General features: G+C 58.0%; 23 protein-coding genes and 1 pseudogene. 8 read left to right on the forward strand and 16 right to left on the reverse strand.

Annotated elements, in window-relative coordinates:
• The first annotated feature begins 220 nt into the window (after window positions 1-220).
• Together AC57B1_RS19980 and AC57B1_RS19985 are read left to right on the forward strand one after the other, a co-directional pair.
• Entirely contained in the window at window positions 221-1,621 is a 1,401-nt protein-coding gene (locus tag AC57B1_RS19980) for a GntP family permease (RefSeq protein ID WP_496418404.1), read from the forward strand.
• A 246-nt stretch (window positions 1,622-1,867) separates the two neighbouring features.
• Entirely contained in the window at window positions 1,868-2,311 is a 444-nt protein-coding gene (locus AC57B1_RS19985; protein WP_496418444.1) for a helix-turn-helix domain-containing protein, read from the forward strand.
• A 57-nt stretch (window positions 2,312-2,368) separates the two neighbouring features.
• On the opposite strand, the gene AC57B1_RS19990 is transcribed toward AC57B1_RS19985, so the two are convergent.
• From AC57B1_RS19990 to AC57B1_RS20005, 4 genes are all read right to left on the reverse strand, one after another.
• The gene (locus AC57B1_RS19990; protein ID WP_496418405.1) at window positions 2,369-2,779 is read right to left on the reverse strand and encodes a hypothetical protein; all 411 of its coding nucleotides are present in this window, start codon (window positions 2,777-2,779) and stop codon (window positions 2,369-2,371) included.
• An 886-nt stretch (window positions 2,780-3,665) separates the two neighbouring features.
• Window positions 3,666-4,163 carry a TPM domain-containing protein gene (locus tag AC57B1_RS19995; RefSeq protein ID WP_496418406.1) on the reverse strand — a complete coding sequence of 166 codons (498 nt, stop codon included), beginning with the start codon at window positions 4,161-4,163 and terminating at the stop codon, window positions 3,666-3,668.
• A gap of 2 nt (window positions 4,164-4,165) precedes the next feature.
• Complete coding sequence (locus AC57B1_RS20000) at window positions 4,166-5,014, reverse strand: TPM domain-containing protein (RefSeq protein ID WP_496418407.1); 849 nt, start codon at window positions 5,012-5,014, stop codon at window positions 4,166-4,168.
• Window positions 5,011-5,631, reverse strand: a complete 621-nt coding sequence (locus AC57B1_RS20005) for a LemA family protein (RefSeq protein WP_496418408.1) — start codon at window positions 5,629-5,631, stop codon at window positions 5,011-5,013. Before AC57B1_RS20005 ends, AC57B1_RS20000 begins: the two co-directional genes overlap by 4 nt.
• 391 nt (window positions 5,632-6,022) lie before the next feature.
• Between AC57B1_RS20005 and AC57B1_RS20010 the strand changes: the two genes are divergently transcribed.
• Genes AC57B1_RS20010 through AC57B1_RS20025 form a run of 4 tightly spaced genes read left to right on the forward strand, consistent with a single transcriptional unit; the run spans window position 6,023 to window position 9,653 of the window.
• Window positions 6,023-6,475, forward strand: coding sequence for a hypothetical protein (locus AC57B1_RS20010; protein ID WP_496418409.1), 453 nt, complete (start codon window positions 6,023-6,025; stop codon window positions 6,473-6,475).
• A gap of 25 nt (window positions 6,476-6,500) precedes the next feature.
• Window positions 6,501-6,755: a DUF2933 domain-containing protein gene (locus AC57B1_RS20015; RefSeq protein WP_496418410.1), complete on the forward strand. Its 255-nt coding sequence runs from the start codon at window positions 6,501-6,503 to the stop codon at window positions 6,753-6,755.
• Window positions 6,739-7,395, forward strand: a complete 657-nt coding sequence (locus AC57B1_RS20020; protein WP_496418445.1) for a methyltransferase family protein — start codon at window positions 6,739-6,741, stop codon at window positions 7,393-7,395. Before AC57B1_RS20015 ends, AC57B1_RS20020 begins: the two co-directional genes overlap by 17 nt.
• A gap of 20 nt (window positions 7,396-7,415) precedes the next feature.
• Window positions 7,416-9,653: a copper-transporting P-type ATPase gene (locus AC57B1_RS20025; RefSeq protein WP_496418411.1), complete on the forward strand. Its 2,238-nt coding sequence runs from the start codon at window positions 7,416-7,418 to the stop codon at window positions 9,651-9,653.
• A gap of 257 nt (window positions 9,654-9,910) precedes the next feature.
• Here AC57B1_RS20025 and AC57B1_RS20030 read toward each other — a convergent pair whose 3' ends face one another.
• The 6 genes from AC57B1_RS20030 to AC57B1_RS20055 all read right to left on the reverse strand — a co-directional run bounded on the left by AC57B1_RS20030 (window position 9,911) and on the right by AC57B1_RS20055 (window position 14,742).
• Complete coding sequence (locus tag AC57B1_RS20030) at window positions 9,911-10,852, reverse strand: CopD family protein (protein WP_496418412.1); 942 nt, start codon at window positions 10,850-10,852, stop codon at window positions 9,911-9,913.
• Entirely contained in the window at window positions 10,852-11,226 is a 375-nt protein-coding gene (locus AC57B1_RS20035; RefSeq protein WP_496418413.1) for a copper resistance CopC family protein, read from the reverse strand. Before AC57B1_RS20035 ends, AC57B1_RS20030 begins: the two co-directional genes overlap by 1 nt.
• A 68-nt stretch (window positions 11,227-11,294) precedes the next feature.
• On the reverse strand, window positions 11,295-11,645 hold the full coding sequence (locus AC57B1_RS20040; protein WP_496418414.1) for a copper-binding protein: 351 nt from the start codon (window positions 11,643-11,645) through the stop codon (window positions 11,295-11,297).
• Between the two features lie 64 nt (window positions 11,646-11,709).
• A complete protein-coding gene (locus AC57B1_RS20045) occupies window positions 11,710-13,005 on the reverse strand; it encodes a multicopper oxidase family protein (RefSeq protein ID WP_496418415.1) in 1,296 nt (431 codons plus the stop codon).
• 1 nt (window position 13,006) lies between these two features.
• A complete protein-coding gene (locus tag AC57B1_RS20050) occupies window positions 13,007-14,443 on the reverse strand; it encodes a TolC family protein (RefSeq protein WP_496418416.1) in 1,437 nt (478 codons plus the stop codon).
• On the reverse strand, window positions 14,440-14,742 hold the full coding sequence (locus tag AC57B1_RS20055) for a hypothetical protein (protein ID WP_496418417.1): 303 nt from the start codon (window positions 14,740-14,742) through the stop codon (window positions 14,440-14,442). The genes AC57B1_RS20050 and AC57B1_RS20055 overlap by 4 nt, the downstream gene beginning before the upstream one ends.
• 262 nt (window positions 14,743-15,004) lie before the next feature.
• Between AC57B1_RS20055 and AC57B1_RS20060 the strand changes: the two genes are divergently transcribed.
• Entirely contained in the window at window positions 15,005-15,247 is a 243-nt protein-coding gene (locus tag AC57B1_RS20060) for a hypothetical protein (RefSeq protein ID WP_496418418.1), read from the forward strand.
• Window positions 15,248-15,497: 250 nt separating this feature from the next.
• Here the strand turns inward: AC57B1_RS20060 and AC57B1_RS20065 are convergent, their stop codons facing one another.
• Complete coding sequence (locus tag AC57B1_RS20065) at window positions 15,498-15,830, reverse strand: hypothetical protein (RefSeq protein WP_496418419.1); 333 nt, start codon at window positions 15,828-15,830, stop codon at window positions 15,498-15,500.
• A 778-nt stretch (window positions 15,831-16,608) separates the two neighbouring features.
• Between AC57B1_RS20065 and AC57B1_RS20070 the strand changes: the two genes are divergently transcribed.
• Entirely contained in the window at window positions 16,609-17,010 is a 402-nt protein-coding gene (locus tag AC57B1_RS20070) for a RidA family protein (protein WP_408352351.1), read from the forward strand.
• A 22-nt stretch (window positions 17,011-17,032) separates the two neighbouring features.
• Here the strand turns inward: AC57B1_RS20070 and AC57B1_RS20075 are convergent.
• The 5 genes and pseudogenes from AC57B1_RS20075 to AC57B1_RS20095 form a co-directional block, all read right to left on the reverse strand.
• A pseudogene (locus tag AC57B1_RS20075) lies at window positions 17,033-18,643 on the reverse strand (ATP-binding protein); the annotation flags it as partial.
• A 245-nt stretch (window positions 18,644-18,888) separates the two neighbouring features.
• Window positions 18,889-21,093 carry a TnsB C-terminal domain-containing protein gene (locus tag AC57B1_RS20080; protein ID WP_496418420.1) on the reverse strand — a complete coding sequence of 735 codons (2,205 nt, stop codon included), beginning with the start codon at window positions 21,091-21,093 and terminating at the stop codon, window positions 18,889-18,891.
• Between the two features lie 113 nt (window positions 21,094-21,206).
• A complete protein-coding gene (locus AC57B1_RS20085) occupies window positions 21,207-22,046 on the reverse strand; it encodes a PDDEXK family nuclease (protein WP_496418421.1) in 840 nt (279 codons plus the stop codon).
• Window positions 22,047-22,170: 124 nt separating this feature from the next.
• A complete protein-coding gene (locus tag AC57B1_RS20090) occupies window positions 22,171-23,817 on the reverse strand; it encodes a TniQ family protein (RefSeq protein ID WP_496418422.1) in 1,647 nt (548 codons plus the stop codon).
• Window positions 23,818-23,873: 56 nt separating this feature from the next.
• Window positions 23,874-25,460: a TnsD family Tn7-like transposition protein gene (locus tag AC57B1_RS20095; RefSeq protein ID WP_496418423.1), complete on the reverse strand. Its 1,587-nt coding sequence runs from the start codon at window positions 25,458-25,460 to the stop codon at window positions 23,874-23,876.
• Window positions 25,461-25,466 lie beyond the last annotated feature (6 nt).

Genomic DNA, 25,466 nt, shown 5'->3' on the forward strand with positions numbered 1-25,466 from the left:
CATAAGGGTTTAACCTTGGTTTGACCTATGTTCAGCGGATTTACGTCCCGTTTTGGAGACGTTTGGGTACAATCGGCCGCACCACGTTTCGAACTTCGGCCCGCGCTATCAGGCGGCTGGCCGTTGGCGTGCGCGTGGCACGAAACCTGCGTTTGCCGGCGCCGTGCCGTCGCACCTTCGGGACGGCGACCATGTAGAACAACCAAGCTTTGGAGACTCAATGTCCTTTGTTATCGTCCTCGCCGCGCTGGCGTTCCTGATGTTTGCCGCCTACCGCGGCTACAGCGTCATTCTATTTGCGCCGATCGCCGCGCTAGGCGCCGTTCTGTTGACCGATCCGGCCGCCGTCGCGCCAGTTTTCACCGGCATCTTCATGGAGAAGATGGTCGGCTTCGTGAAGCTCTACTTCCCAGTGTTCCTGTTAGGCGCCGTGTTCGGCAAGGTCATCGAATTGTCGGGCTTCTCGGAATCGATCGTGGCCGCTGCCATTCGCTATATTGGCCGTTCGCGCGCCAATGCGGTGATCGTTGCGGTGTGCGCGCTGCTCACCTACGGCGGCGTCTCGCTGTTCGTGGTGGTGTTCGCGGTCTATCCGTTCGCCGCCGAGCTGTACCGCCAGAGCAACATTCCGAAGCGCCTGATGCCCGGCGCGATCGCCCTAGGTGCGTTCTCGTTCACCATGGATTCGCTGCCCGGCACGCCGCAGATCCAGAACATCATCCCGACCACGTTCTTCAAGACCACCTCGTGGGCCGCGCCCGCATTGGGCGTGATCGGCTCGCTGTTCATCATCGTGGTCGGCCTCACGTATCTTGAATGGCGCCGCCGCGCAGCAATGGCAACCGGCGAGGGTTACGGCACGGATCTGGTCAACGAGCCGGAGCGCGTCGAATCGAAGCAACTGCCGCATCCGTTGCTGGCAGTCGCGCCGCTGGTTCTGGTCGGTGTCGCGAACTTCCTCCTGACCCGCTGGATCCCGAACTGGTACGGCGCGTCGTACACGGTTGCACCGGACATCCTGCCGGGCATCCACGCACCGGTCACCACGACGATCAAGGCCGTGGTCGCCATCTGGGCCGTGGAAGGCGCGCTGCTTCTCGGCATCATCATGGTCGTCGTCACGGCGTTCAACCGCGTGCGCGAACGCTTCGCAATCGGCACCAAGGCCGCCGTGGCCGGCGCGCTGCTGGCTTCGTTGAATACGGCGTCGGAATACGGCTTTGGTGGTGTGATCGCAGCGTTGCCGGGCTTCGTGGTGGTCAGCAACGCGCTGAAGAGCATTCCCAATCCGCTCGTCAATGCAGCCGTTTCGGTGAGCTCGCTGGCCGGTATCACGGGTTCGGCGTCGGGCGGCATGAGCATCGCGCTCGCGGCCATGTCGGACACGTTCATCAAAGGCGCGGAAGCCGCGCATATCCCGATGGAAGTGCTGCACCGTGTCGTCGCGATGGCGAGCGGCGGTATGGACACGTTGCCGCACAACGGCGCGGTGATTACGCTGCTGGCGGTCACGGGCTTGACGCATCGACAGTCGTATCGCGACATTTTCGCGGTGACCGTGATCAAGACCATGGCGGTCTTCTTTGTGATCGCGGTCTACTACGCGACCGGTTTGGTCTGATCGGGCGGGAGTTGGGCAGGATTGCAGGCAGCGGTGAAGTTTGAGTTTGATGTCAAACTTCACTGCTCTAAAATCTACCCGTGTGCGGTAAAAGCGACTCAACTCGATTGAAATCTTGCTCTGAGAGACCCCTGCGCGCAAAATTTCTCTCGGAGCGGCTAGCGCCGACTGTTCCCACGCAAAAAGCCGCCGTACACTGCGCTCATCCAGAAAACAATAGCGAGGGGAAGCCCGGCGCTAGTTCGGCTGTCCCATGCGGTTAGCTACTTACGGACGCATGGGAAAATCTCTGCCCAAGACCTTGCCAACGCTGCCGGCATCAGCCGAAATACCCTTTTTCTCATCGAGCGGAAGCAAGGGAACGCAAAGTTGAGCACAGTGGACAGGCTCGCAACCAGCCTGGACGTGGCTCCAAGACAATTGTTTGAGGTGTGGCCCTCCCTTGACGACAAATACACCCGCGGGCTCCCTTTGCAGGCAACTGTTGCGCGCAACATCGCATATTCGCGCTCTCGGCGTGCAATGACTATGCGGCAACTGGAGCAAGCCGCTGAGCTGCCCGTTGGATACGCTTCGCTCATTGAACGCACTAGCCCGGACCTTAAAGTTGAGATGGTGGAACGAGTCGCAAACGCTTTAGACGAGAAAGTCTCTGCTTTGCTCGATGTAAACTTTTTTGAAGAGACTTGAGCGCAATCGACGGTGCACTGACGAAGCTTTCTTGCGGTTGCGGACATCGTGCACATGTTAGAGGTCGATGTCGCTGCGCTGCTGGCAATCCGCCGTAAGGGCTTGGACCGAGTGCACGCTCGAAGCAGGCTTGTTTTTCTGCCCGCTCCAGTCACTCGCCAGGCTCCCCAGCAGCATCCATTCGGCGGCATGAGCCGGATACTCCGCCAGCCATTCCCTTGCGAGAAATTCCATCGCCTCGCGCAATCCCGCCACTGCCCTTCCTTGAGGCCCGCCATCGTCCGCCTCAGCCATGCCCAGAACTTGTTGTGCAGCTTGCAACCGGTCCAACACCCGCCTGCAGCGCTCGACCATCGGGGACGAGAGATTGAGTTCACGTGCGACCACCTCGACGTCTCTCTCAATGTCTGATATCAGAATACGCAGCAAGTGGCCGGCAGCCGGCGTACGAGACGAATTTGTTTTCATCGGACGCCTAGTGCGCATGTTTAAATTCCGGCGCACGCCGCGTCTCCCGAAAAGGCTCACCTCCGCCGGCAAGCTCGCCGCCCTAATGACGCCATCGACGTGCTCTGGCACGGCGCGAAGGGCACAAAGCCGGCAAGGTCACTTTGCCAGCAGACGAAAAACACCGGACCGCTTTGGGTGCAAATGGTTGCAACTGCGTCAGAAGGCGCTGCGACGAGGTCGGGTCGTTGACGAGGGGGATATCCGCGCCGTTGTTTACGCTTTATGCATGTCCTCCCTCCGGCTTCGTCCTGTCGCTCAGTCAACGCGAAGTCCTTCAAACTGTAAGTTCTGCCGTTCGACCTGAACGCTCGCTCCATCGCGTGCACGCCGCCCAGTATTAAGTTCTAGAAAAAAAGTGACGTTAGAGTACTGATTAGTAGAGTGGTAATAAGTAAACGAAACTGAAAGCATTTCGCCGGAATCTCGTTTTTGTGGGAAGAACATGAAGAGAAGCTTGTCTGGTCTTGTCTGCTCTGTCGCGATGTCATTTTCGGCTTGCGGCGGTGGTGCATCGCTAAACGCTGATGGGAAGGGGGTGGTGATACCCGCTGGTGCCACACTTAGCGCCGATACCAGCTACAGAAAACTGGCCGGTTCGAGCATGAAGCCGCCCATTGCAGTTCGCAGTTTTTACGTTCGGGTGACGCACGAGCACGGCGGTTGGGTAACCGTGCGTGACGCTCCAGATGCTGGCGGCGGAAATCGGTGCTATTCCCTTGGAGATATTCGATGGGAACGAAAGCATGCCGCTAACTGTACCGTACATCATGCAAGCGTGTCAGTTTCGCGGGCATAATGACACTCGTGGCCGCGCAACCTGCGTCAGTCCCGTTCCCCTTATGCCTCACAACACCGCTGGCTTACTTGGCAGCTCACTGCGCCGCTCCTGCTGGGCAGGGAAGTGCTTTTTGAGCAGTTCGCTCACCTGCTCGACGCCCTGAAGTACGCCAACCTCATACTTGCCGAGCCTGAAATTTGCCTCCATGCTCTGGCAGATGGCTTCCCACTCTGCAGCGTGCACCTTGCTGTGCACACCACGGTCCGCGACTATCTCCACATCGCGGTCCGCGAGCAGCAGGTAGATAAGTACGCCGTCATTGTGCTCGGTGTCCCAGACCCGAAGCTCCGAGAAGACATCAATCGCGCGCTCTCTTGCCGACATCCCCTTCAGCAGCACACCGATGTAAAGCGCACCCTCGACCGCAAATCGGACCTGGCCTATATGTGCTCTGTGGCTTTCCCGAACCGCTTTTTCGATTGCGCGCAGAGTCTTGGGAGGAAAGGCAAGGTTCACGTGCCAGCGGCTCATGAACAGGTGTCTCACGACGCGCTTGATGTCCATGGCTACCATCTTCCCGAAGCGCCGCCACCACCAAACCCGCCGCCACCGCCCCGGAAGGTGGTCCGGCCCGACCCGCCCCCAAGTCCACCGATAGCACGCCCTCCGACATAGGCACCGAGCCCGCTACCGAGTAAGGTAAACGCGAGTGCAATCGCGCCGGCGACGACAGCGACAAAGAGCGTTCCGGACAACAGCCATGCGATGCCCGCGACGGCGCCGCCGGTCACGACTGAGCCAGGCAGGCGTCCCAGCAGGGAGCGAAGTACGCCACCAACTACCATGGTAAGCACGAAGAGGATAGGCAAGTAACCTCCGAATTTCCCGGCGGTACCGCTCGCATTTTTATCTGGCGGCGGCAAAGGCTCGCCGTTGATGACATTCATGATGCTGTCAACACCTGCCGCAATGCCGCCGTAAAAATCGCCCTGCCTGAATCTTGGGACAATCACTTCGTTGATGATGCGATTGCTGGTGGCGTCGGTGAGCACGCCCTCGAGGCCATAGCCCACTTCGATACGCAGCGTCCGGTCGTTCTTTGCGACGATAAGCAGCACGCCGTCGTCGATACGCTTGCGCCCAAGCTTCCATTGTTCAACGACGCGTATCGAATATTGCTCGATGGTTTCCGGCTGAGTGGTGGGGACGATGAGCACCGAGATTTGGCTCCCCTTTTTGTTCTCGAACGCCTGCAAGGTTTGCTCCAGCCCGGACCGTTGCTCGCTGGTGAGCGTCCCCGTCTCGTCGGTGACGCGCGCGGTCAGCGCCGGAATCGCGACGTCCGCGCTGGCGACAGACGAGCAGAATGGGATGAGCGCGAGTAGCAGAACCCTCGCTGCCTTCAGGATGTTCAATTGGTCACTCCACTCGCCGGCTTCGGCACTGTATCGAAATTGACCTGCGGAGGCCGAGCAATCTGGGCTTCATTTGACACTGAGAAGTTGGGCTTCTCCTTATAGCCGAAGACACTCGCCGTCAGGTTGGACGGAAAGGACCGCACCGTAGTGTTGTAGTCCTGAACAGCCTTGATGTACCGGTTTTTGGCAACTGTAATGCGATTCTCGGTACCTTCGAGTTGCGCCTGCAGGTCGCGGAAATTTGCGTCGGACTTCAATTGCGGATAATTCTCGGACACGACCAGCAGCCGTGATAGCGAACTCGTCAACTGGGCTTGCGCCGCTTCAAATTTCGCGAATGCTTGCGGGTCGTTGATAAGCTCCGGGCTTGCCTGCACCGAACCCACCCTCGCACGGGCTTCCGTCACACGCATAAGCACCTCCTTTTCCTGGCTCGCATAGCCTTTGACTGTATTCACGAGGTTGGGAATGAGGTCGGCGCGACGCTGATACTGATTCAATACCTCAGACCAGCTGGCCTTCACCTGTTCGTCCTGAGTTTGGATAGCGTTGTAGCCGCAGCCGGAGATTCCCAGCACGACTACCGTCATCAACCACGTCAACATTGCGCGCATTGGAGTGCTCCTGTCGTCAGTCTGCGTTCGCTTTAATTCTTCTAGCCGCCCGTCCCCACAGACGTACGGCCTCCAACCTGTCAGCGACGGCACTTTCAACCTACGCCTGACCGGTCGACCGCGATTGACGCAGGTCAAGTTCGTTCCGGGAATCCCCCCCGGTTACCAGAATCTGCGTTGCCGAGGTGATGGGCCGGGCCAGGACGAAAGCCGCATGCATTCTGATCTCCGCAGAGAGGCCAAGCACCGTCGCGCGGTGCAACGACCCTGTATCAACCTTCAGACCAACATGCCTCCCAGCCGCGACGTATGTTCCTTGAGCTAGGTCAATCGGGTCTGCATGCGCGTCGATAGAGTAAATGGTATGCAATCAATAGTTCGGGGAAAAATCATGAACAGCCAACAAAAGACATCGACTCTCGCATCGATTGCTGGGGCAGTCATTGCCCTGTTACTCGCATTCGGCTCGCCTCTCTCACAAGGCGCATCACCGGATGTTGACGCTCACGGCCACGGCGCGGGCGCTTCACAAGGCGCAAAGGCATCGAAGGCGCAGCCAAAATCGCTTAGCGACGCCGACGCCCAAATGAAGAAGATGCAGGAGATACACGAGCGAATGATGGCGGCAAAGACCCCTGAAGAAAGGGCAAAGCTGATGGATGAACAAATGCAGGCCATGCAGCAGGGCATGGCCATGATGAACGGCATGAAGAATCCTCACGGCAGCATGGGCCCGAACGGCATGCGTCACGACATGATGGAGAAGCGCATGGACATGATGCAAATGATGATGACCATGATGATGGACAGGCAGTCGATCGAAAACGCGCCAGCCGCCAAATGACGGTACAGGTGCCGAGGAATTCAATATGAAAATGTCTGCTCAGGAAACACCGCCGTTCTGGAAGTCGCGTGGCGCCATCGCATTGATGGGATTTGCGGCCGTGGCCACCTTTTTCATGTTCTCCGAACACCGCGCGCATTTTCTTGGCGTATTGCCATATCTCATCTTCCTCGCGTGCCCACTGATGCACCTCTTTATGCATCACGGACATCACCATGGGGCGCAGGTCGAGGCGCAACATTCAGACCCGCAGGGAGGTCATGATGAACGACCCAGCTAGTGGATATGGATTGTGGGGACTGGTCGCCATCAACTCCCTCATCTTCATCATTTTCGCGTTCAGCTTCTTCAAGCCCAGTACCGCACGCGACTGGCGGACGTTCGGCGGATTCTCGGCCTTCGTGGTTGCGCTGTTCGCAGAGATGTACGGCTTTCCGCTCACCATCTACCTTTTGTCCGGGTGGTTGCAGAACCGCTTTCCGAAAGTGAACCTGTTGAACCACGACTCAGGACATCTCTGGTGGACGATGACCGGTCAGCATGGCAACCCACACCTTGCGTTTCCGCATCTCGCCAGTTTCGCCCTCATCTTCGGCGGCTTCTACCTGCTTTCAACGTCCTGGCATGTTCTCTACGAAGCGCAGCGCAAAGGCCAATTGGCGACAACGGGTCCGTACGCCAAAGTCCGACACCCTCAGTATGTCGCTTTCGTCATCGTCATGACCGGATTCTTGCTCCAGTGGCCGACACTCGTGACGCTTGTCATGTTCCCGATTCTGGTTGCGATGTACATGCACCTTGCGCGGCAAGAAGAGCGTGATTCGGAGTTACGTTTCGGTGAGGCATGGCGGGATTACGCAGCACATACACCTCGGTACGTCCCAAAGCTATCCAGCAGCGATACTGCACACGCCCAATAGCGCGTCGCGGAGGCCTTTTAATGTCTGAATCGCACGCCCACGCCGTCGGCCCAGTCCCCATCGGCTCCAATCAAGTGTCTGAAGTCCAACGCAAAGGCGAGACGGGCGTCGTCTACACGTGCCCGATGCACCCTCAGATACGAGCGTCGGCACCGGGCAATTGCCCGATTTGCGGTATGACACTCGAGCCTGTGACTCCGCTCGCGGGAGAGGAGCGGAACGTCGAACTCGACTCGATGACGCACCGCTTCTGGGTCGCGCTTGCGCTGTCAGTACCGCTACTGGTAATGACCATGGGTCCGATGGTTTCGTCTTACGACCTTGGCGCACTCGTGAACCATATTGGAGACAGCCTGGCTCTGCCACACTGGATGCCCGCATCGTGGGCACAGTGCGTCCAGGCGGTACTCGCCACGCCGGTCGTCCTGTGGGCCGGGTGGCCTTTCCTCGAGCGCGGCTGGAATTCGTTCAGGACGTGGCAGCTGAATATGTTCAGCCTGATTGGACTCGGCGTGGCCACTGCGTACGGCTTCAGCCTGTTCGCGCTGTTCTTTCCCGACACGCTGCCGCATGCATTCCGACGCGGGCACGAGTTGCCGCTGTATTTCGAAGCCGCCTCCGTTATCGTCACGCTCATTCTTCTCGGGCAAGTGCTTGAACTCCGCGCGCGGTCACGCACCTCGAGTGCCATCAAGGATTTGCTTAACCTCGCGCCACATACCGCGATTCGGGTAAGGCCTGACGGAACCGAAGAAGGCGTCCCACTCGAGGCGGTCGTTGTCGGCGACATACTCCGCGTAAAGCCTGGCTCGAAGGTGCCGGTAGATGGCGTCGTCACAACCGGCGGTTCCAGCGTCGACGAATCCATGATTACCGGGGAGTCCATCCCATCAGAAAAGGCGTCTGGAAGTAAGGTGACCGGCGCGACAGTCAATCAGACCGGAACTTTTCTGATGCGAGCAGAAAAAGTCGGCTCGGACACGTTGCTCGCAAGAATCGTGCAGATGGTCGCCGACGCTGGCCGCTCCCGTGCGCCCATCCAGAAACTGGCAGACCAGGTGTCAGGATGGTTCGTGCTAGGGGTCATGGCTTGCGCGGCGGTCTCGTTTGTCGTCTGGGCTGTCATAGGGCCAGCGCCGGCGCTCGCAAATGCGTTGGTTGTCGCTATCAGCGTTCTCATCATCGCGTGCCCGTGTGCCCTCGGCCTGGCAACGCCTGTCTCCATCATCGTCGGGGTTGGGCGCGGCGCTAAAGAGGGCGTTCTTATCAAGGACGCAGAGGCCCTCGAATTGATGGAGAAAGTGGATACGTTGGTGGTCGACAAGACCGGTACCCTCACTGAAGGAAAGCCGCGCGTGCAAACCGTTGTGGCGCTGGCGGACCAGTCAGAGGCGTCCGTACTGAGTTATGCGGCCAGTCTTGAAGGGCCGAGTGAGCATCCATTGGCGCAGGCGATTGTCACGCAGGCGCAGGAGAACAAGGCGCCGACAAAGCCCGTTGATGCATTCGAAGCAGTCGTGGGCAAAGGCGTGAGCGGCCGGATTGACGGTCGGGTCGCATTGTTGGGCAATACAGTGCTCATGGACGATGCGCAAGTCGATTGCACTGCGGTAGGAGCAGACGTGGACCGGCTGCGTCAAGCAGGCCAGACAATCATGTATCTCGCCATCGACGGAAGGCTCGCGGGCTATATCGGCGTGGCTGACCCGGTCAAGGCCACAACACAGGAAGCAGTTCAGTTACTGCGGGCGTCCGGCATCAAAATCATCATGCTGACCGGCGATAATCCCATCACAGCCAACGCGGTGGCAAAATCCCTGGCGCTCGACGGCGTCAAGGCTGGCGTACTGCCTCAGGACAAATACAAGCACGTCCAGGAGTTGCAGAAGCAGGGTCATGTTGTCGCCATGGCGGGCGACGGTGTGAATGATGCGCCCGCTCTCGCTCAGGCTAATGTCGGAATTGCAATGGGCACTGGTACCGACGTGGCAATGAACAGCGCACGCGTGGTACTCGTCAAGGGCGACCTCCGGGGCATCGCGCGGGCCAGGACCTTGAGCATCGCCACCATGAAGAATATCCGGCAGAACCTCTTCTTTGCGTTCGCGTATAACGTGATTGGAATTCCCGTCGCAGCGGGTGTCCTGTATCCGTGGCTGGGCATCCTCCTAAGCCCCATTATCGCAAGCGCGGCGATGGCATTGAGCTCGGTATCCGTGATTGGAAATGCGCTCCGTTTGCGGGGCGCCCGGACATAGCCTAGGCATGCAGCCGCGAAGCGTAGGGACGGGACTCTCGTCTGAACAACTTCGTTCGAGCAAGCGCCGCATGCGGTGCGCAAGAGTTATCGGACGAGGAACGGATAGCGCGAGAACATAAAAGGAAGACCCGGACGCGTTGCCGGGCCCTGTAAAAGATGGCCGTTAGCCGAAGTCAATCGGGGCGTTATGCAGCCTTTTTTGAGCTAAGGCGATGACCATCTGCGTGGACGCAGGGAACAGTGCACTGCCACGAGCTACGTCGTACCCGGCAGTGGGCTGGAAACAAGCACCGCAGCAGTGACGAGTGCCCCCGTCAGTACTACCGATTCAATGTGCAAGACGACGGCAAAACGTTTGAGAGGTCCTACCGCTGACGCTGGCGAAGCGCTCCGCAGCGATTCAAGCAGTCTGGGCATCTCGAAAAAGCGGTTATGCCCACCGAGCGCTGCAGCGACGAACACCAGAGCGAGTTTCATCAACAGCACCTGGCCATAGACCGATTGCAGCAGGTCTTCAGGCGACCTGACTCCACGCCAGCCATTGTAGGCGCCCGTAACGAAGAGAATTACGAGCGCCAGCGTCGCCGCGTCCGACAATGACTGGATATATGCTGCGCTATTTACACGCTCGGTACTCAATGCATTGGAAACGTGCGGCGTAACAACGTACGTGGTTACCAGCACGAGCCCTACCCAGACACTGATTGCGAGCAAATGCAGCCAGTCCACCCATACCGGCAGGCTGAATAGGCCAGCATCGACTGGATGTCCTCCATTGCTGCGCGCCAGCGCGACACCGGCCAGGGCCAACCAGATGACCGAAGACAACCGGATTGATTTCGCTGTACCGATAAATGAAAGAATGACCACGCACAGCATCAGTCCAGCTCCGACCAGCCAGGCGTGACCAAACCCGGTCTCAACTAGCATCGAGCGGACAGCGGGTCCCGCGTCAGGAAGTGCGGACTCGCTCATCAACGCACAATGAATCCAGAAGGCGAACGTGCTCGACAGCAGCGCGCTGACAGATGCGACACGCAAGACGCTGACAAGCCTATGTCTAACACTCACCTGCCACGAGGATGTCTGGCGCGCGAGCCATCGGTCGCTAATCAACACGCCGACGACAATTGCAAAGCCGAGGTTTTGCAGGGCGACGAAGGCAAGCCTCGAGACGCCAAGGAGACCGTCGTTCATCACTTCACCTGAAAGGCGTACGTACCCTTGGTCTTGTGGGCGTCGTGCGTCATCACGGCCCACTGGACTGAGTAGGCGCCGGACGCTAGCTTCGGAAGAGCAATGGTCAGCACGCGAGGGTTGGCGGCGTCGACCTTTGCCTTTTCCTTTGTTACGGCCTGGCCGGTTGAGTCGGACACTTTAACCATGCTAAAGGTCGACTCAAGGTCTTCGTTAAAGGTCAATCGCAGCGAGTCCGGCGTGGTTTCGAGTGTGCTGCCGGCGGCCGGGACGGCAGCTTCGAGCCTCCCGTGTGCGAACGTTGCAGCCGGTGCTAAAGCGATGGCGGTAGCCGTAGCAAGTCCTGAGAGTTGCTTGCGAGTAAAAGTCTTCATGTGCTTGCGCATCCTCGATGGTCCAGGCGGGTTGTTGCCGGTATTTCATGGCAACAACCCGCAATTCATTACTGCTTCTGCAGCTTCGTTACCGTCAGTGCTCCGTCCACCTCTTCGGCCACAAAATCAATCTTGTCGCCGACCTTGACCTGCGAAATCATGGCGGCGTCTTTGACCTTGAACACCATCGTCATGGCATCCATGCCCAGATTTTCCAGCGGGCCGTGCTTGATAGTCAGCTTTCCGGCTGCAGCGTCGACTTTCTTGATTTCCCCATGCGACATGCCAGCCTTTGCTTCGCCAGCCTGCTTTGCTCCGCTACCGCCCATGTCCATGTTGCCCATTTCGCCAGCCGCATAGGCCGAGCCCGAAATTGCCAACGCGCAGCTAACTGCAATCGATGCAAATACGTTCTTCATCACTCTTTCTCCTGCGTTGAAATAAAAAGTTGAGCCGGACCGCAAAGTCCGGCGAGACAGAAAATCAGCTATCCGGCAACTCGCCGGTGTATTCGTAGGCAACCGTCCCCTTGGGATGCTTGAACCAGCCTGGGTCGCGATAGTCTTTGCGTCCCAATCCGTCTCGCACCTTCACGACGGTGAACATTCCGCCCATTTCGAGCGGGCCGAACGGGCCAGTACCGGTCATCATTGGCAGTGTGTTGTCGGGCAGTGGCATCTCCATCTCGCCCATCGCACCGCCTGTGCTGCCCATCGCCATGTAGTCCGGCACGAGCTTGTTGATGCGCTTCGCGAGGTCTTTCTGCGGCACGCCAATCAGGTTCGGTACGGAGTGTCCCATCGCATTCATCGTGTGGTGAGACTTGTGGCAGTGAAACGCCCAGTCCCCGGGCCGGTTCGCCGTGAATTCGATGGCACGCATCTGGCCGACCGCGACATCGGCGGTCACCTCAGGCCAGCGTGCGGCCGGCGGAATCCATCCGCCATCCGTGCCCGCAACCTCGAAGTGATAGCCATGCAGGTGGATGGGGTGGTTGGTCATCGTCAGATTGCCGAACCGGATACGCACGCGGTCGCCGGCGCGCACCGGCAATGGGTCAATACCGGGAAAGACCCGCGAATTCCACGTCCACATGTTGAAGTTCGTCATTTCGTTCACACGTGGCGTGAAGCTACCTGGGTCGATGTCGTACGCGGACATAATGAACACGAAGTCGCGGTCGACCTCCATGACGCCAGGGTCCTTTGGATGAACGATGAACGTCCCCATCATCCCCATCGCCATCTGCACCATCTCATCGGCATGCGGGTGATACATGAACGTCCCGTGCTTCTCGAGCTGGAATTCGTAGACGAACGTTTTGCCCGGAGGGATATGCGGTTGCGTGAGCCCTCCGACCCCATCCATGCCCGAAGGCAACAGCATCCCGTGCCAGTGGACGGTGGTGTGCTCCGGCAGCTTGTTGGTCACGAAGATGCGGACCTTGTCGCCTTCCACCGCCTCGATGGTTGGGCCTGGGGCCTGTCCGTTATAACCCCAAAGATTTGCGTTCATGCCCGGTGCCATCTCGCGCACAACCGGCTCAGCAGTCAGGTGAAATTCCTTCCAGCCGTTTTTCATGCGCCACGGCAGCGACCAGCCGTTCAGCGTGGCAACAGGCGTATACGGACGGCCATTAGGAGGCGTGAGCGGCGGTTGCATGGTGGCCTTGGCCATCGTGGGCGCCTCAGGCAGCGACGCAGCACCTGCCTTGCTCACCAATGCTGCTCCGAGCAGCGCAGCCCCCGAGCTGCCGAGAAATTTTCGACGTGACACCATGTCATTTACCTTCTGAATCTGTAGAGGATGCCGGTGGCATCGCGGGTGCTGACGGCGCGGAGGCCGCCATCGCGAGCGGTGGGAGACGACCACCCACTGCCTGCTGCAGGTCGGTCTCAGCGAGCCAGTAGTCCTTCAGCGCGTCGATATAGCTGTTCACCGCGCCGACCTGGTCGCGTGAATCCGACAGCAGTTCAAACACGCTCGCGAGCATGCCGTTGTAGCGAAGCAGCAGTTCGTCGGAAATGGTTTTCCGGATTGGTACGACCTCGTCTCGGTAGTGCTTCGCGACGTCGTAGTCGGTCACGTAGGCCGAGTACGATTCGCGAACTTCGGACCGTGCGTTAATCGCAGTCTCGGCGACGCGGTTGACCGACTGCATGTAAATCGCTTCGGCACGTGCAACCTTCGAACCGCCCCAGTTAAAGATTGGAATCTCGACGCTGATTTCGTAGCCCTGTTCGTGGCCGTCGGACGTCGTGAAGTTATTCTGGTAGCCGACATCCAGCGCGTTGATGAAACGTGTCGCTTTGCTGAGACCCAACGACGATGCGACACTCTGCGTCTGCAGCTTCGCCGCCTGGATGTCCAGCCGGTTCTGCATCGCGAAGGTCTCAAGGTCGTTCAGCTCTGGACGGTCCTTGGGTAGGTCGGGCAGACGGTCGGGCAGCTTGTATTGCGTTCCCACGCCCCACAGGCCCATCGTGCGGGTCAGCTTCTCCCGGGCCGCGACAGACTGCTGGCGTGTCTTTGCCAGTTGCGCCACGGCATCCGCATAGAAAGCCTGCTCGCGCGCGTAGTCGAGCTTGCTGAAATTACCCGCCTGCTGCATCCGTAATGCCAGTTCGGCACCGGCCTCGGCGGAATCTTTTACCTGCTCGGCGTACGCGGCCGACTGCTGGGCTGCAACGGCATTGACGTAGGCCCGGCGGGCGTCGGCGGCGACCTTGAGCATCGCGTCTGCAGCCAGCAGCTTGGTCTGTTCAAAGCGGCGACTCTCAACGCGCGTCGCGAGCGGCATCGTCAGGACATTCAGCAAGCTGAGCGTGAACGTTCTATTGATGCTCAGGGAGTCGTTCCCATGCGCGCGACTGAACGTGAATCCCGGATTAGGCAGGCGTCCGGCCTGTACCAGGTCGGCCTCGGAGATGCCGAGCTCCCCGTATGAGGCCTGCAGTCCCCGATTGTTGAGCAATGCAATCTGCACGGCGTCGTCCATGCCGAGCGGCTTTGAAAGCAGTTCCTGCGTCCGCTTTGCGACCGCCTCGCGGTCCTCTTCCGTCTTCACCAGCACGGCGTCCTTCCCAAGACGCTCCGATGCGGTCGTCGAAACGGTGTTAAAGCCGCCGTCCTCTGAAAAGGTGGTACAGCCGGCAAGAACCGCTAGTGCGGTGGCGGCAGCAACGACGCGGCCGCACGAAAACAAGTGCCGCATCATTTGGCCGACTCCTCTTGGTGAGAAGTGTGGTCGTTACTCTTGGCACCGGCGCCGCTGGAAGGCGTCTGGCTGTGGCTCATCGCCGGCTTTACGGGCGAGGTCGTCACTGCCCGGTTGAGCTCCTGCCAGCTGGGCGCTTTCTGGTCCCGGTATGGCTGATAGTCCGCAAAGACGGACGGCACGCTGACGGTCGGAACCGATGCGGCCGAATCCGTCGGGTCAGGCAGTGCAGTAGTGGCGTGCACGAGCGCCGGCAACAATGCCGCCGCGCCAGACAGCGCCGCGATAAACATTCGCATGGATTTTCTCGTCGTAAGTCACCTGGATAGCCCTCAGGCCATCAGGTCGAAATTTCGCATCGCGGCTACGGCCGCGACAGAAGGACTAGACGAGGGAGATTCGGGGAGGACGTTCGATGCCGCCGGTCAGGAACGACGCGATGCGGTCGGAGCGGGGAATCGGAAGCGCAAAATGAACAGCGTCGACGGATGTCGCCATCGTGGGGGCGCCCGGCAAAGCTCCGCCGAAACAGCAGGATGCACATGTCGAGCAGGAATGAGCATGGTGCAAATCGCCGCCATGGGGTTGGCTGTCATGGTCGCTGCCAGCCACTGTCACCTCATGCGTGTGATGGTGCGGGAGCGACTCATCAGCGTCTTCATGGTGCGCAGACACGACTTCATTCCCGAAATGCGACGACCCGCATTTCATGGAGACGGCCGCGAACGACTGAACCGGAAGGCTCAGTATCAGCAGCACGACGACGAAGAGTTTGCGCCAATAGGACATGGTCCAGAAGTCTAGCACGCAGGTCAGGAAGGCTGTAAGACGGCGACGGTGTCAGTGTGTAACTGCGCTCCGGCGATTTCACTCTCTGTTTTCCTGCACCGCCTCTGACCTGCGACGACGGCGAGGACGACTTGCGAGCAGGCGCATCGCGGCACTTGACCTTCCCGCCATGGGAAGGTTCATGCTGAGGGTTCTGATTGGCTACTGGAGGCAAAGATGGAATTCGAGGTTAAGGATATGTCATGCGGCGGGTGCGCTAACTCGATTACGCGCGCCACCCAAGAAGAACGCGCAGCCTTGCCATCAACCAATCCGCTTCGATAACGCTCACCCACTCCCTGGCGTCAATTGCCCGTCGCACTCGCTGCAGCGTCTCATCGCGTGAATGGTCCGGATTCTTGGCCGCATTTTTAAGGGTTTTGGGAACAAGTTGATGCGCAAGGTCTTCGCACATCGTCCATCGCTCAAGGCGCTCTTCTGCAGTCAGACCTGCGACAAACTTGCCGTCAGTTATCCTGGCCGCAAGTTTTGGTTGGGCGCCAGAGAGGGATGCGGGCGTCACGTCTCGAGGAAAGTCGTCGGGTACGGGAGTGCTCATTTGAAAATTCCGATGACTCGCCTTGCAATTTCAATAAAAGGATTGGTTCTTGCCGACAGGAAGGGATTGATTCCAGCGCAGCACGACGGACCGACACGGGTCCGAGCAAGTAGCGACGAGCATCAACTGAGAACTTAGTCCTCAGGTTACCGTCATACTCTCCATCGGAAAACGCAATTTTGAGCATCAGCAGCCTCAAGCACTTTGATTGCAACGGCTACAACGTCGTCACCCGGGCCAATGAAAATGGGACCGACGTCGAGTCTCGGTAGTGTGCTGTACACATGCGCATGCGCAGCTCCGTCCGCAACGGCAATCTCAACAACCCACGTTGTCAGTGCCTGAGGCAACGACAGCGTCCGCTGCTTAACCCGGAGCGTTATGACATTCGATACTGGAACCAACCGTTCCACGTGGTGATGGAAGAAGCAGACGCCGTCATCTCATCGCGTCGCGCGCCCTGAGGGGTGGCTATGGCGGTAACGCTGCTGAGTCTTGTATCAACCCGAGCCTTGCTGGGCAATGGTTTGCGAAGTTTGACTCTTGTACAACGATCAAACTTCACCGAGAAAGGTACAACCAGTCAAACTTCCACGTTGAGATTGATAGGTAAACCCGCAGAGTAGGCAGGTTTTTCCTGTGCAAACAATCAAATTCTGGTTGCGTGCAAACTTAAACTAGGCCGTTGCCAGCAGATGCCGCGCACCGCGCCGGCATCCTGAGTTTTGATCGGTTACCTTGTCATCCCGACATTCGATCCAACCCAGCGCACCCGCCCATGAGCTCAAACCCCTCCTTCTGGATGATTCCCTCAGCACCCACGCCGGTCGGCCCGTTCTCGCATGCTGCCGAGGCCGACGGCTGGGTCTTCCTGACCGGCCAGATGCCGACCTCCCCCACCGACGACGCTGCACCGCTGCCCGAGGGTGTCGTCGCCCAGACCAAGCGCGTGATGGACAATCTCGTGCTGGTTCTTCAGGGGCTGGGCCTCGGCCTGCATAACGTGGTTGCCACACGTATCTTCCTGACCGAGTTCAAGCGCGACTACGCGCCGATGAACGAAATCTACCGCGCCTACTTTCCGGCGGATGCGCTACCCGCGCGAACCTGTATCGGCGTGACCGCGCTGGCGCGCGATGCGCTGGTCGAAATCGACTTCGTCGTCAAACGGCCGGGTTGATTTCGCAGGGTTGAACGGCAACTCAACGCGCGGGTTGCTCGTCGACTCCGTAGTGATCTGATAAGGCTTCGTGCAGCGAGATGGCCCGTTCGTCCATCTCGGTTGTCCAATGGCTGGAGTCGGCGCATAGCCTTTGCAACTGCCGGCATTCTTCGAAAAACCGCGGTTCCTGCACGACCACGAATGCACCGCTCGCGCTGTGCGCCCAGCCGGCCAACGCTTGCACGTCCTCTTCTTCGACAATCGCGAGCAGCCTCGGCAGATCTTTCTGCAAGTGGTCCCTGAGCATGGCCGTGTAACGCGCCTTGTCGTCCGCGCTGAGCGTGCTCGTTGCGTTGGCGACGGGAGGCGTGGAGTCCGCGGGAGCAGAAGCCGAAGCCGAAGCCGAAGCCGATGCCGATGCCGATGCCGATGCCGAAGCCGAAGCCACCTCAGCCTGCGCGGGCACCACCGCCAGCAAAGCCGCTTGCAGTTCGCTCAACGACGCCGGCTTGGAGACATACCCGCTAAAGCCGCTCTCATGCCAGCTTTGGGCCTGCTGCTCTTCGGCGACGGCACTGAAGGCCAGCACCGGCAGTTCCGCGTGCCGCTCGCGCAATGCCGCCAGCAGCTGGTGGCCATCCATGACCGGCATATGGATGTCGGTCAGCACCACCTCGAAGGGCGCCTGTTCGAATAACGTCAGCGCCTGCTGCCCATCCGCGGCGATCGTGGGCACGCAGCCGAGCGCCGCCAGTTGCTCGGCGATCAGGTTCTGAATCAGAGGATTGTCTTCGGCGACGAGGACTGCAAGACCCAACAACGCGGGATCGATCTCAGCAGCAGGCACAGCGCAGACGCGCGCGGTCCCTTCGTCCAGCGCGGCGGCCGTGCCTTCGACGGCCAGCTCGACTGCGGTCAAACACGCGGTCCGGCTGAACTCGCTCACTTCGAGCACACCCTGACCGCGCGCCTCCGGCCGGGTCGGGCCGCCGCTCGTCATCCACACCGCGCCGACCGCCTGCAACGCGCGCAACGTGGTAATCGCTTCGAGATCGTATTCACCGGACACGATCAACACTACCGGCCGATTCGCTTTCAACCATGCCTGCGCGTCGGCGAGCGACGCCACTGCGTGGCTCGACCAGCCCGCTCGCTGAAGCCAGCCGTCCAGAAACTCGCCGGCTTGCTGCTCGGTGCACAACACGAGCGCCGTCCCGCGTGGCGCCGGGAGACCCGCCGACGCGCGCTGCTCGTCGGGCACAGCCACGAGCGGGATCGATACGTGAAATACGCTGCCCGCGCCAGGCACGCTTTCGGCGGAGATTCGACCGCCCATCAATTCGCACAGGCGCGCGCAGATCACGAGCCCCAGACCGGTGCCGCCAGTGCCGCGCGACGTACCCAGCTCCCCTTGCACGAATGGCTTGAACAGTCGCGCCAGAAGCGCCTCGCTCATGCCGGCGCCGGTGTCCGAAACCCGGTAGCGTAGCGTCGGGCGGCCCAGCGAGTCGTCCTTCACTTCCGCGTACAGCGTAATCTTGCCGGAGGACGTGAATTTGAACGCGTTGCTCAACAGGTTGTTGACGACTTGCGCGATTCGCATGCGATCGCCGATCAGGGTGCAGTCGAGTGTCGGCGAAAGGAGTGCATAGATGTAAGACGAAAATATATTGGCTGAACTTCGAGCTGAACGACGGCATATCCATTCCCGAGAAATACTTGCCCAGTAATGGTTAGAGGCGAATCGAACACGACATTTAAGGTCCAATTAGCACTCGCCGGATACCTCACCTTACGGCCAGAGTCGTGTTTTTTGAAGGTGTTACCACAACAACAGCTGAACTCCTTGCTGGGCGGCGAGAAGAGCTGCCCACCACCCCGCCTCTCGTCATCAAATCAATCGAAGTCGATATCCAAAACCTGAACTAGGTCGACGCCGCCCTCGTTAGGGGGCACGGGGTTAGAATTCAAAGGCCCTTGCTGTCGTTGAATGCCTTCAACAGCAGCAGCGACGACATTCGCGGGCACCCCTGCTCTCAAAGCCCCCTCCGCAAACTCCTCGTTCTGCATCTCCTCATGAGCCGCCTTCCGGTTCGCTCGTCTACCGGCGGAATTCGTCGAGGGAGGCACGTTATCCGCGTCCGCCATCACTAATTCCTTTTGCCTTGTCAAAACACCGGCTGCGGTATTTCTGATTCGCTGAACCCGGAGTTCTGCTTGCTTAAGTTGGTTGATGAACGAATGGAGCCAGTCTGTAGCATCGCCGACGCTTGCGGCGGTTTGCTGCGTTGCTTCCAGCAATCGAAGATTTCCGTCCGGATGTTTCCAAAGTAGATATCGCTTGGTTTCAGAGAACGCAAATACCTCTACTGGCGCCGACTCCTCTCCCGGGCGCCGGGCCGCCTCCCACTCGTCGGCGTACTCCCTCAGGGCCTGCGAGGTGTAGTACGCGCTTTTAACCTTGACCCTTCCGCGAGGCGCTGACCGGTGGAAGTTGTCGAGAAGATGGGTGTAAATTAGTTCCTGCGGCCAGTCGCGAGCCCCATCACCGCGCTTCCTCGCCTTGTTAGCCATGAAAATCGCGTAGGGACTGGGCTTTACCTTCTCGCTCAGCAGCTTGGCGGTAACCAAATGTGAAACATTGGCGCCAAGGTTATGCTCGCTAATCGCAGCAAGCAAAAGCTGCATGAACGGCTGGAATTCGATTGTGGAGGTCGATGAGGCCAATTGCCGCTTCCATTCGTCTCTCTCGGACCCACCGCGTTTGTAGAAGCCAAGCATGTCTGCAAGCCGACGCTCAAACCGGCCATTCACACTTTCAACAACCCCTTTTGCGTCGCCTCGCCCCGGCTGCGCCATCAATATCGCAAGCCGAAGACGTTTGCAAATAGCTTCTTTCTGACCGTTGCCTATGCCGGGGCCACGGTCCAGAAACACGGCTTGAGCAACGCCATAGACGAACCCCTTCAGATGTCCCATACCGTATTTAACAAGGACTTCCTCCTTCGGAGTAAACGCGCTGAATAGGCATTTTCTGTATGCAGTGCCATTCTCCTTGCCGAGATACACATAAAATCCGACCACTGCACGGCTTCGACGGTCGACAGCCAGCATCACCACCGGTTTGCCCACATCAATCCTGTGCTTTCCAAAGCGGATAAACCCGTTGAACTCCATCCCGTCGATGTCATAGATGTCGATAATGCGTTGCGTAACGTCCTCAGCGTTACCTCTCCTTGCCTGCTTCTTTTGCTCCCACTCTTTCTCCCCGAGCTTTGCCTGCGTCGCAGCAATCGTCTTGAAAACCCGATGCCCCCAACGCAACAGGTAACTACGTTCGGGCAGCTTCCGGGGATGTATGGGGCGCGAGACTGTCTGATTGCCTAGCTTGTAGAAGCCCACGGCACGAAGGAACAGAATGTCCATAGCCTGTGGCATATCAAGGTTTCTATCGCAGAACTGCTTGTAAAGTATGTCCGCAAAAATCTTCTTCCACTTGCGCTTGAAGTTCACTCCTTTGTAAGGAGTATTGGGATTTAAGATAACATTGGAATTCGGGCGCCCCTTCTTGGCACCTGTTACCGTCTTGGGGACATCCTTTCCTCCCTTTCCCGCATTGTTCGTGGCCAGTGCATTCTCATGCTCCCCGTAGTACCAGAGACGCGTGAGCCACGTCATCATCTGCGAAACCGGAGTTCCGCCCGCAGACGCTTCGCGCAGTACACGGCTGCGAACGCTTTTATCGGTGATAAGCCCATCGCCCGCTTCCGCAATAATTTCGTTCAACAGGTCCTTCTTGTAAGCGAAATCGAGCCTCTTGGCATCCGTCATGGGTTCCGTCATCCATGCTGGAACAAAGCGTTCAGCGACTTGGCGCAGAACACCGTCCTTCTTCATCCGCATAACTTCGGCGACGGGCCAAGTTTCGGGCATCCTTGAATTTTTTGGAGGCTTATCGCTCATCTCAAAGACATAGGCCAGCTCCTTATCCACACAAAGAAATCGCCAAAATTCCTCGTGACCGCCTCGCACCCGCCGCACCAAGAGGGACATTCTTGGGAAAGGTGATATACCGAAAAACTTTTTCAACCCAACAAACATATGCATTCCTATTCAATCGGCATCATACGGTTTATAGATGAACTTCGTCGGCTCCTCGAGTAGCGTGCCAGCCCCCCGACACCGCGACCCACCTGTAACAGAGACTCGTTCATTTAGAACGCGGATGACTCGTCTACGAGCAGATAGGAAGGAAGCGCCTTACGGGCTACATCTCTCCCAAGCAGATTTAGTGATTCGTCAACATCAAGGGGGGATGTGTGGTCAACCACCAGATACCCAAGAAAGACCGCGACGGCAAACAAACGGTAGGAGTCGTCCACGCTGTATCCGCGACGCTTGCCCAACATTCCTAGAATTTTTTCCATACTTCCGACCGCAGAACTTTTCATAATGTCGGTTGCAAGGCGATATGCGTCCAACCAGCATCCCTGAATGTCCACATGGACCATCAATGAATTGAGGAACAGGTAGTTTCTATACTCACCATCTGGAACCGTTGCTTCATGCATTACCTCATGAGACGCCGACCACCCGGAAAGCCGCGATGCCTCTTTTGCGTGACGTTTCTTGACGTTCTTCAAGTCAAGCATGGAAAAAGGCTTTGCAGACACTCCGTGATACACCGGATAAGCTACTCCCGGTATCTGAAGCGTCAGCAGAAAATCAATCGACATGACCTTATTCTTCGGGATACGTCGCCCTTCGGCTCTATATCGGCTGTACTCGTCGCGGCACCAAGACGGGTACTGCGTTCGGACCTCCAGGACAAATGGGCAGAAGTCGAAGAAAGCAAGCAATCTTGCTTCAAGTCCTGAGTGGCAATTCAAAACGCCCTGTCGTTTCAAACTAAACTGGTAGCTGGCAACGCCCACTTTGCTATCCTGTGGCTTCTTCCAGCACTCAAATTCACTTCCTGATTTAACCCCTCTTGCATCTCGAGGCGGAACGCTAATAGGCCATGTGAGAATTGCTCCTCCGGCGAGTTCACGCAACCGGAGCTCATCTGGCTTACTCGGGTCGAAAGGCTGTTTTACGAGCCTGTCCGAAGGCAATCCAGCCCGAATCGCACCCGCACGCTCCCTCGAAAACGGAAGTTCGGAACAATCGCCTATTTTTCTACGTTGCGCCATAGCCACGCCTGCAAATTTCTAAGCCTGGTGACCCTTTCCTTGCAGAAAGGCCAGCGAATGCGTCGAGGTCAGCGTAGGGCGAGTCTGGGAACGATTCCGCGGCCTTCCGGCACCATATCGCCTCTCTCCGTGCTGCCCACTGCGCACCGGTTTCTTCACACTCGTTCAGTGCGCGTAATACGACGGGATGCTTCTTCAGCTTAGTTAGGTTTCCGTACATCGAAATCGGGCCGAAAAGCATAGTGACACTAATTCGACGCGGTGGACAGAGGTCGTCGAGTTGACGCCTAGTCTCCCGAATCTCAGTCGCTTTATCTTCCGCAGTCTGCACTACGCCAAGCTGCGTAAGTCTTTCGGGTGCAAGCCGTGGCTGCGTATCTCTCGGCGGGAGATTTCGGTCATACCATTTCCCGTCGAAATGAGCGAGGAATACTCTCGTCCAGTTTTCAAGCCGCGTTCTCCCAGCTTCGGGGTCATGTTCTTTCAACTCGATAACCCTTCTCCGCATCGCCTGCCTCTTCACCCTGAAATCAGCGCGCGAGAGCGTCCCCCAATAAGCGATGCGTTTTTTCCTAGTTGCACTGGAGCCAATTTGTTGTGAAGATGCGGCCCTTGCGGAACTCTCGCTCGGGGCTAGCCCAGTCGTAGATTTGCGTTCCAGAGTATCGATTCTGGTTTCTCTCAATGCCATTTTAAAACCGTGGAAATCGCCGAACAGAGCCTTTATCAGAATCGCGTTATAACCCGGGTTACGACAACTTTCTTTTCCTCTTGCCCCCCTAATGAATGCACTTTGCGTGCGAAAACTTACCCGCCAAGCAGCGACCTGTTCGACCCCGACCCGTTCGCAAATCCACGCTTCAAAGGCCGCCTTTCCTGCCTTCCCCTCTAGCCCCATCCGGCTCGTCGCGCTTGAAAGGAGCTTGCGGTAATCACCGTTGCTGTGCTCGCGAGAAACATCACTCCGCGTGAGCGCAACCATAATTCGTGATATGTCCGCCTCAGCCTCCACATCTGCTTCGCTTTTGAACAGTCGAAGCTGCCGCAACTCGTCGCCGCACTCGCAGACTACTGCCGGAGCAGGGAGTCCGGTCGATTTTCCCCGCTTTGCGACGCACCACTTACAATAAGTGTGAAGTGGTTCAGCATGCTTCCCACAGACGGTTATTCCGGGCAAAAAATCAAACCGGCGCCAATACGTTTCCCTGCTGGGACTCCCTATCTGCTCTTTTACACATGAAAGGCAAACGGTCGGTATCGCACGATGCGAGCGGCCGAGGTACGCATAACCAGTCACCGCTGCCAGCCCAGGCTCGCCGACTGAAATGAGGCCGCGATAAAGCTTTTCTTCGTCGTTTTCTCCCAAAAAAAGTTTCCAAGTCGGAAAGCATGTGTGTCCGTAAAGGGCGTGCTCCGTATCTTCAAAGACACCGTTGTAGAATTCGGTGATTCTTTCAATCTGCGATGGAAAAATCCACGGTAGCCGAGAAGATGTCTCGACCAGTTCCCGAAGCCGCTGCCGGCCAGAGCTGGTACTAGATTTCATCGCCCTTTGCAAATAGGAACGAATAGACTCGTCTTCATAGATATCTGGTGTAGCAAGGAATGTGTGCCCGAAATCAAGGGGTTTCAATCGAGTCGCCTCATGTTGTCTTGTTACTGTTTAGAAAGCGGAAAGTACACCGCGGCTCAATCACCCGGTGCGCGATGTGGGCTGGCGGCCACTCTGCTTGCTTCGCGTACCGCGTATTCTGACGCCCCTATTTCTCTAGCAATTTGATAGCGGGCTGACCGTCTGGGTCGGCAATGTTCTCCACCGTTATCGCATGTGACCATGTCGATAGACTTAAGCAGAAGCCGCTTAAGCTCCTCGTCAAGGCGAGCGGAACTGTGGCGCCATGACGGTTGTTGCGGTGGTGGCGAATTCACCTTCAGCCAAGCCCTATCGTAGCGGTACAGCGGCGCGAACATGTGGGGAGCCAGGCGCCGTAGCTCCGATGCGCTGACGTTTGGATGCTGCCTCCATATCTCCAGCCAACCCTGCCTGATACGAGTTATTCGCACTTTAAGCGACGCCAATTTATGCGCCTCCTTTAGTACGTCAATAGATGCGCGAATGCGGTAGATTGAAATCTGCGATAGTTGAGTTCTTATCGCTATGTCGGCAACGGACAGACCAAGCTTGAGAAGTGCAATAACCGAAGCTCGTCGGGCGTCCGTCACCTTGCGTGGCGTCGAGTGAAACGGGATTGCTTCCCGGCTGCAGACGACCGAGAGGAAAGTTGTTGACACATGGAGCCGCTCAGCCGCCGACGTTAGCGTAGGCTCCATAGCGACGATTTGGCGAGTCTCCTCAATGTCCAGTTTAGGCCGCTTTGGAGAGGCTTTTGACCGAGACCCGACGAAATGCGTCCTTTGACAGTTTTCGCCAAACCATTTTAGGAGCACACACCATACGGTATGGAGCGGCCGGTCTCCTTCCATCAGTCGTCTTACCGCCGCTTCAACGAGAGATTGGGTGCTACACAACTGGTCGAGTCGAATATCTCCCAAACCACCAGCGAAAAAATCGGAGAAAGTTTGAACTAACGAGGACACTCGCAACCGACCCGTTCCGGTTATCCACCCGGAATCGGTTAAGCAATCTTTAACCACCGACCGGTCGTAGCCCGAATCTTGGTATAACGTGTCCACGCATGCATATACCCGGTCGGCGAATTCCAGAGCGCGCCGTACCTGCGACTCGCTCGCCAAGGCTCGGCATCCATCGTCGAAATGCTGCGTTCGCCGTTGTCTTAATCGTTCATGATGTATTGGGCACATCGTTACGAAAGGTGCCGTGGTCCGCCGGTCTACGAAGGTGAACCCGTAGGTGTCGCGAGCCACTTCATCGCACTGCTCGCACCGAAGACACTGATAACGACTTGGAGGAAAGAGGACGGGAAGTCGTGCAGGCCATAATGGCCCTCCGGCCGGCCCTTCGAGGAGCCGTTCGCGAAACAGCAACCTATGCTCACTACGCAAGCCGCAGCAGCAAAAGTCATACAGTACATGTTCTGAGAGGATTGCGTCTTCGTCACCGAACACGTTTTCAGTAGCCGTGCAGAACGCTTTGATGGACCCAGGCAATCCACCGAGAGAAGGCCCGCGGTCGAGCATTTGCCGACACATCTTTTCGAACGACTGTCCAAAGTGATATTTGCCGCTTCTCTCGAGGAAACTGTTCAGCGTTTCCTCCCGCGGGAAGTCTGCGGTTACCACCGCCTCAGGTTTCATTCGGCC

It is taken from the genome of Paraburkholderia sp. BGA-UO-ETr-F21 (assembly GCF_059567925.1).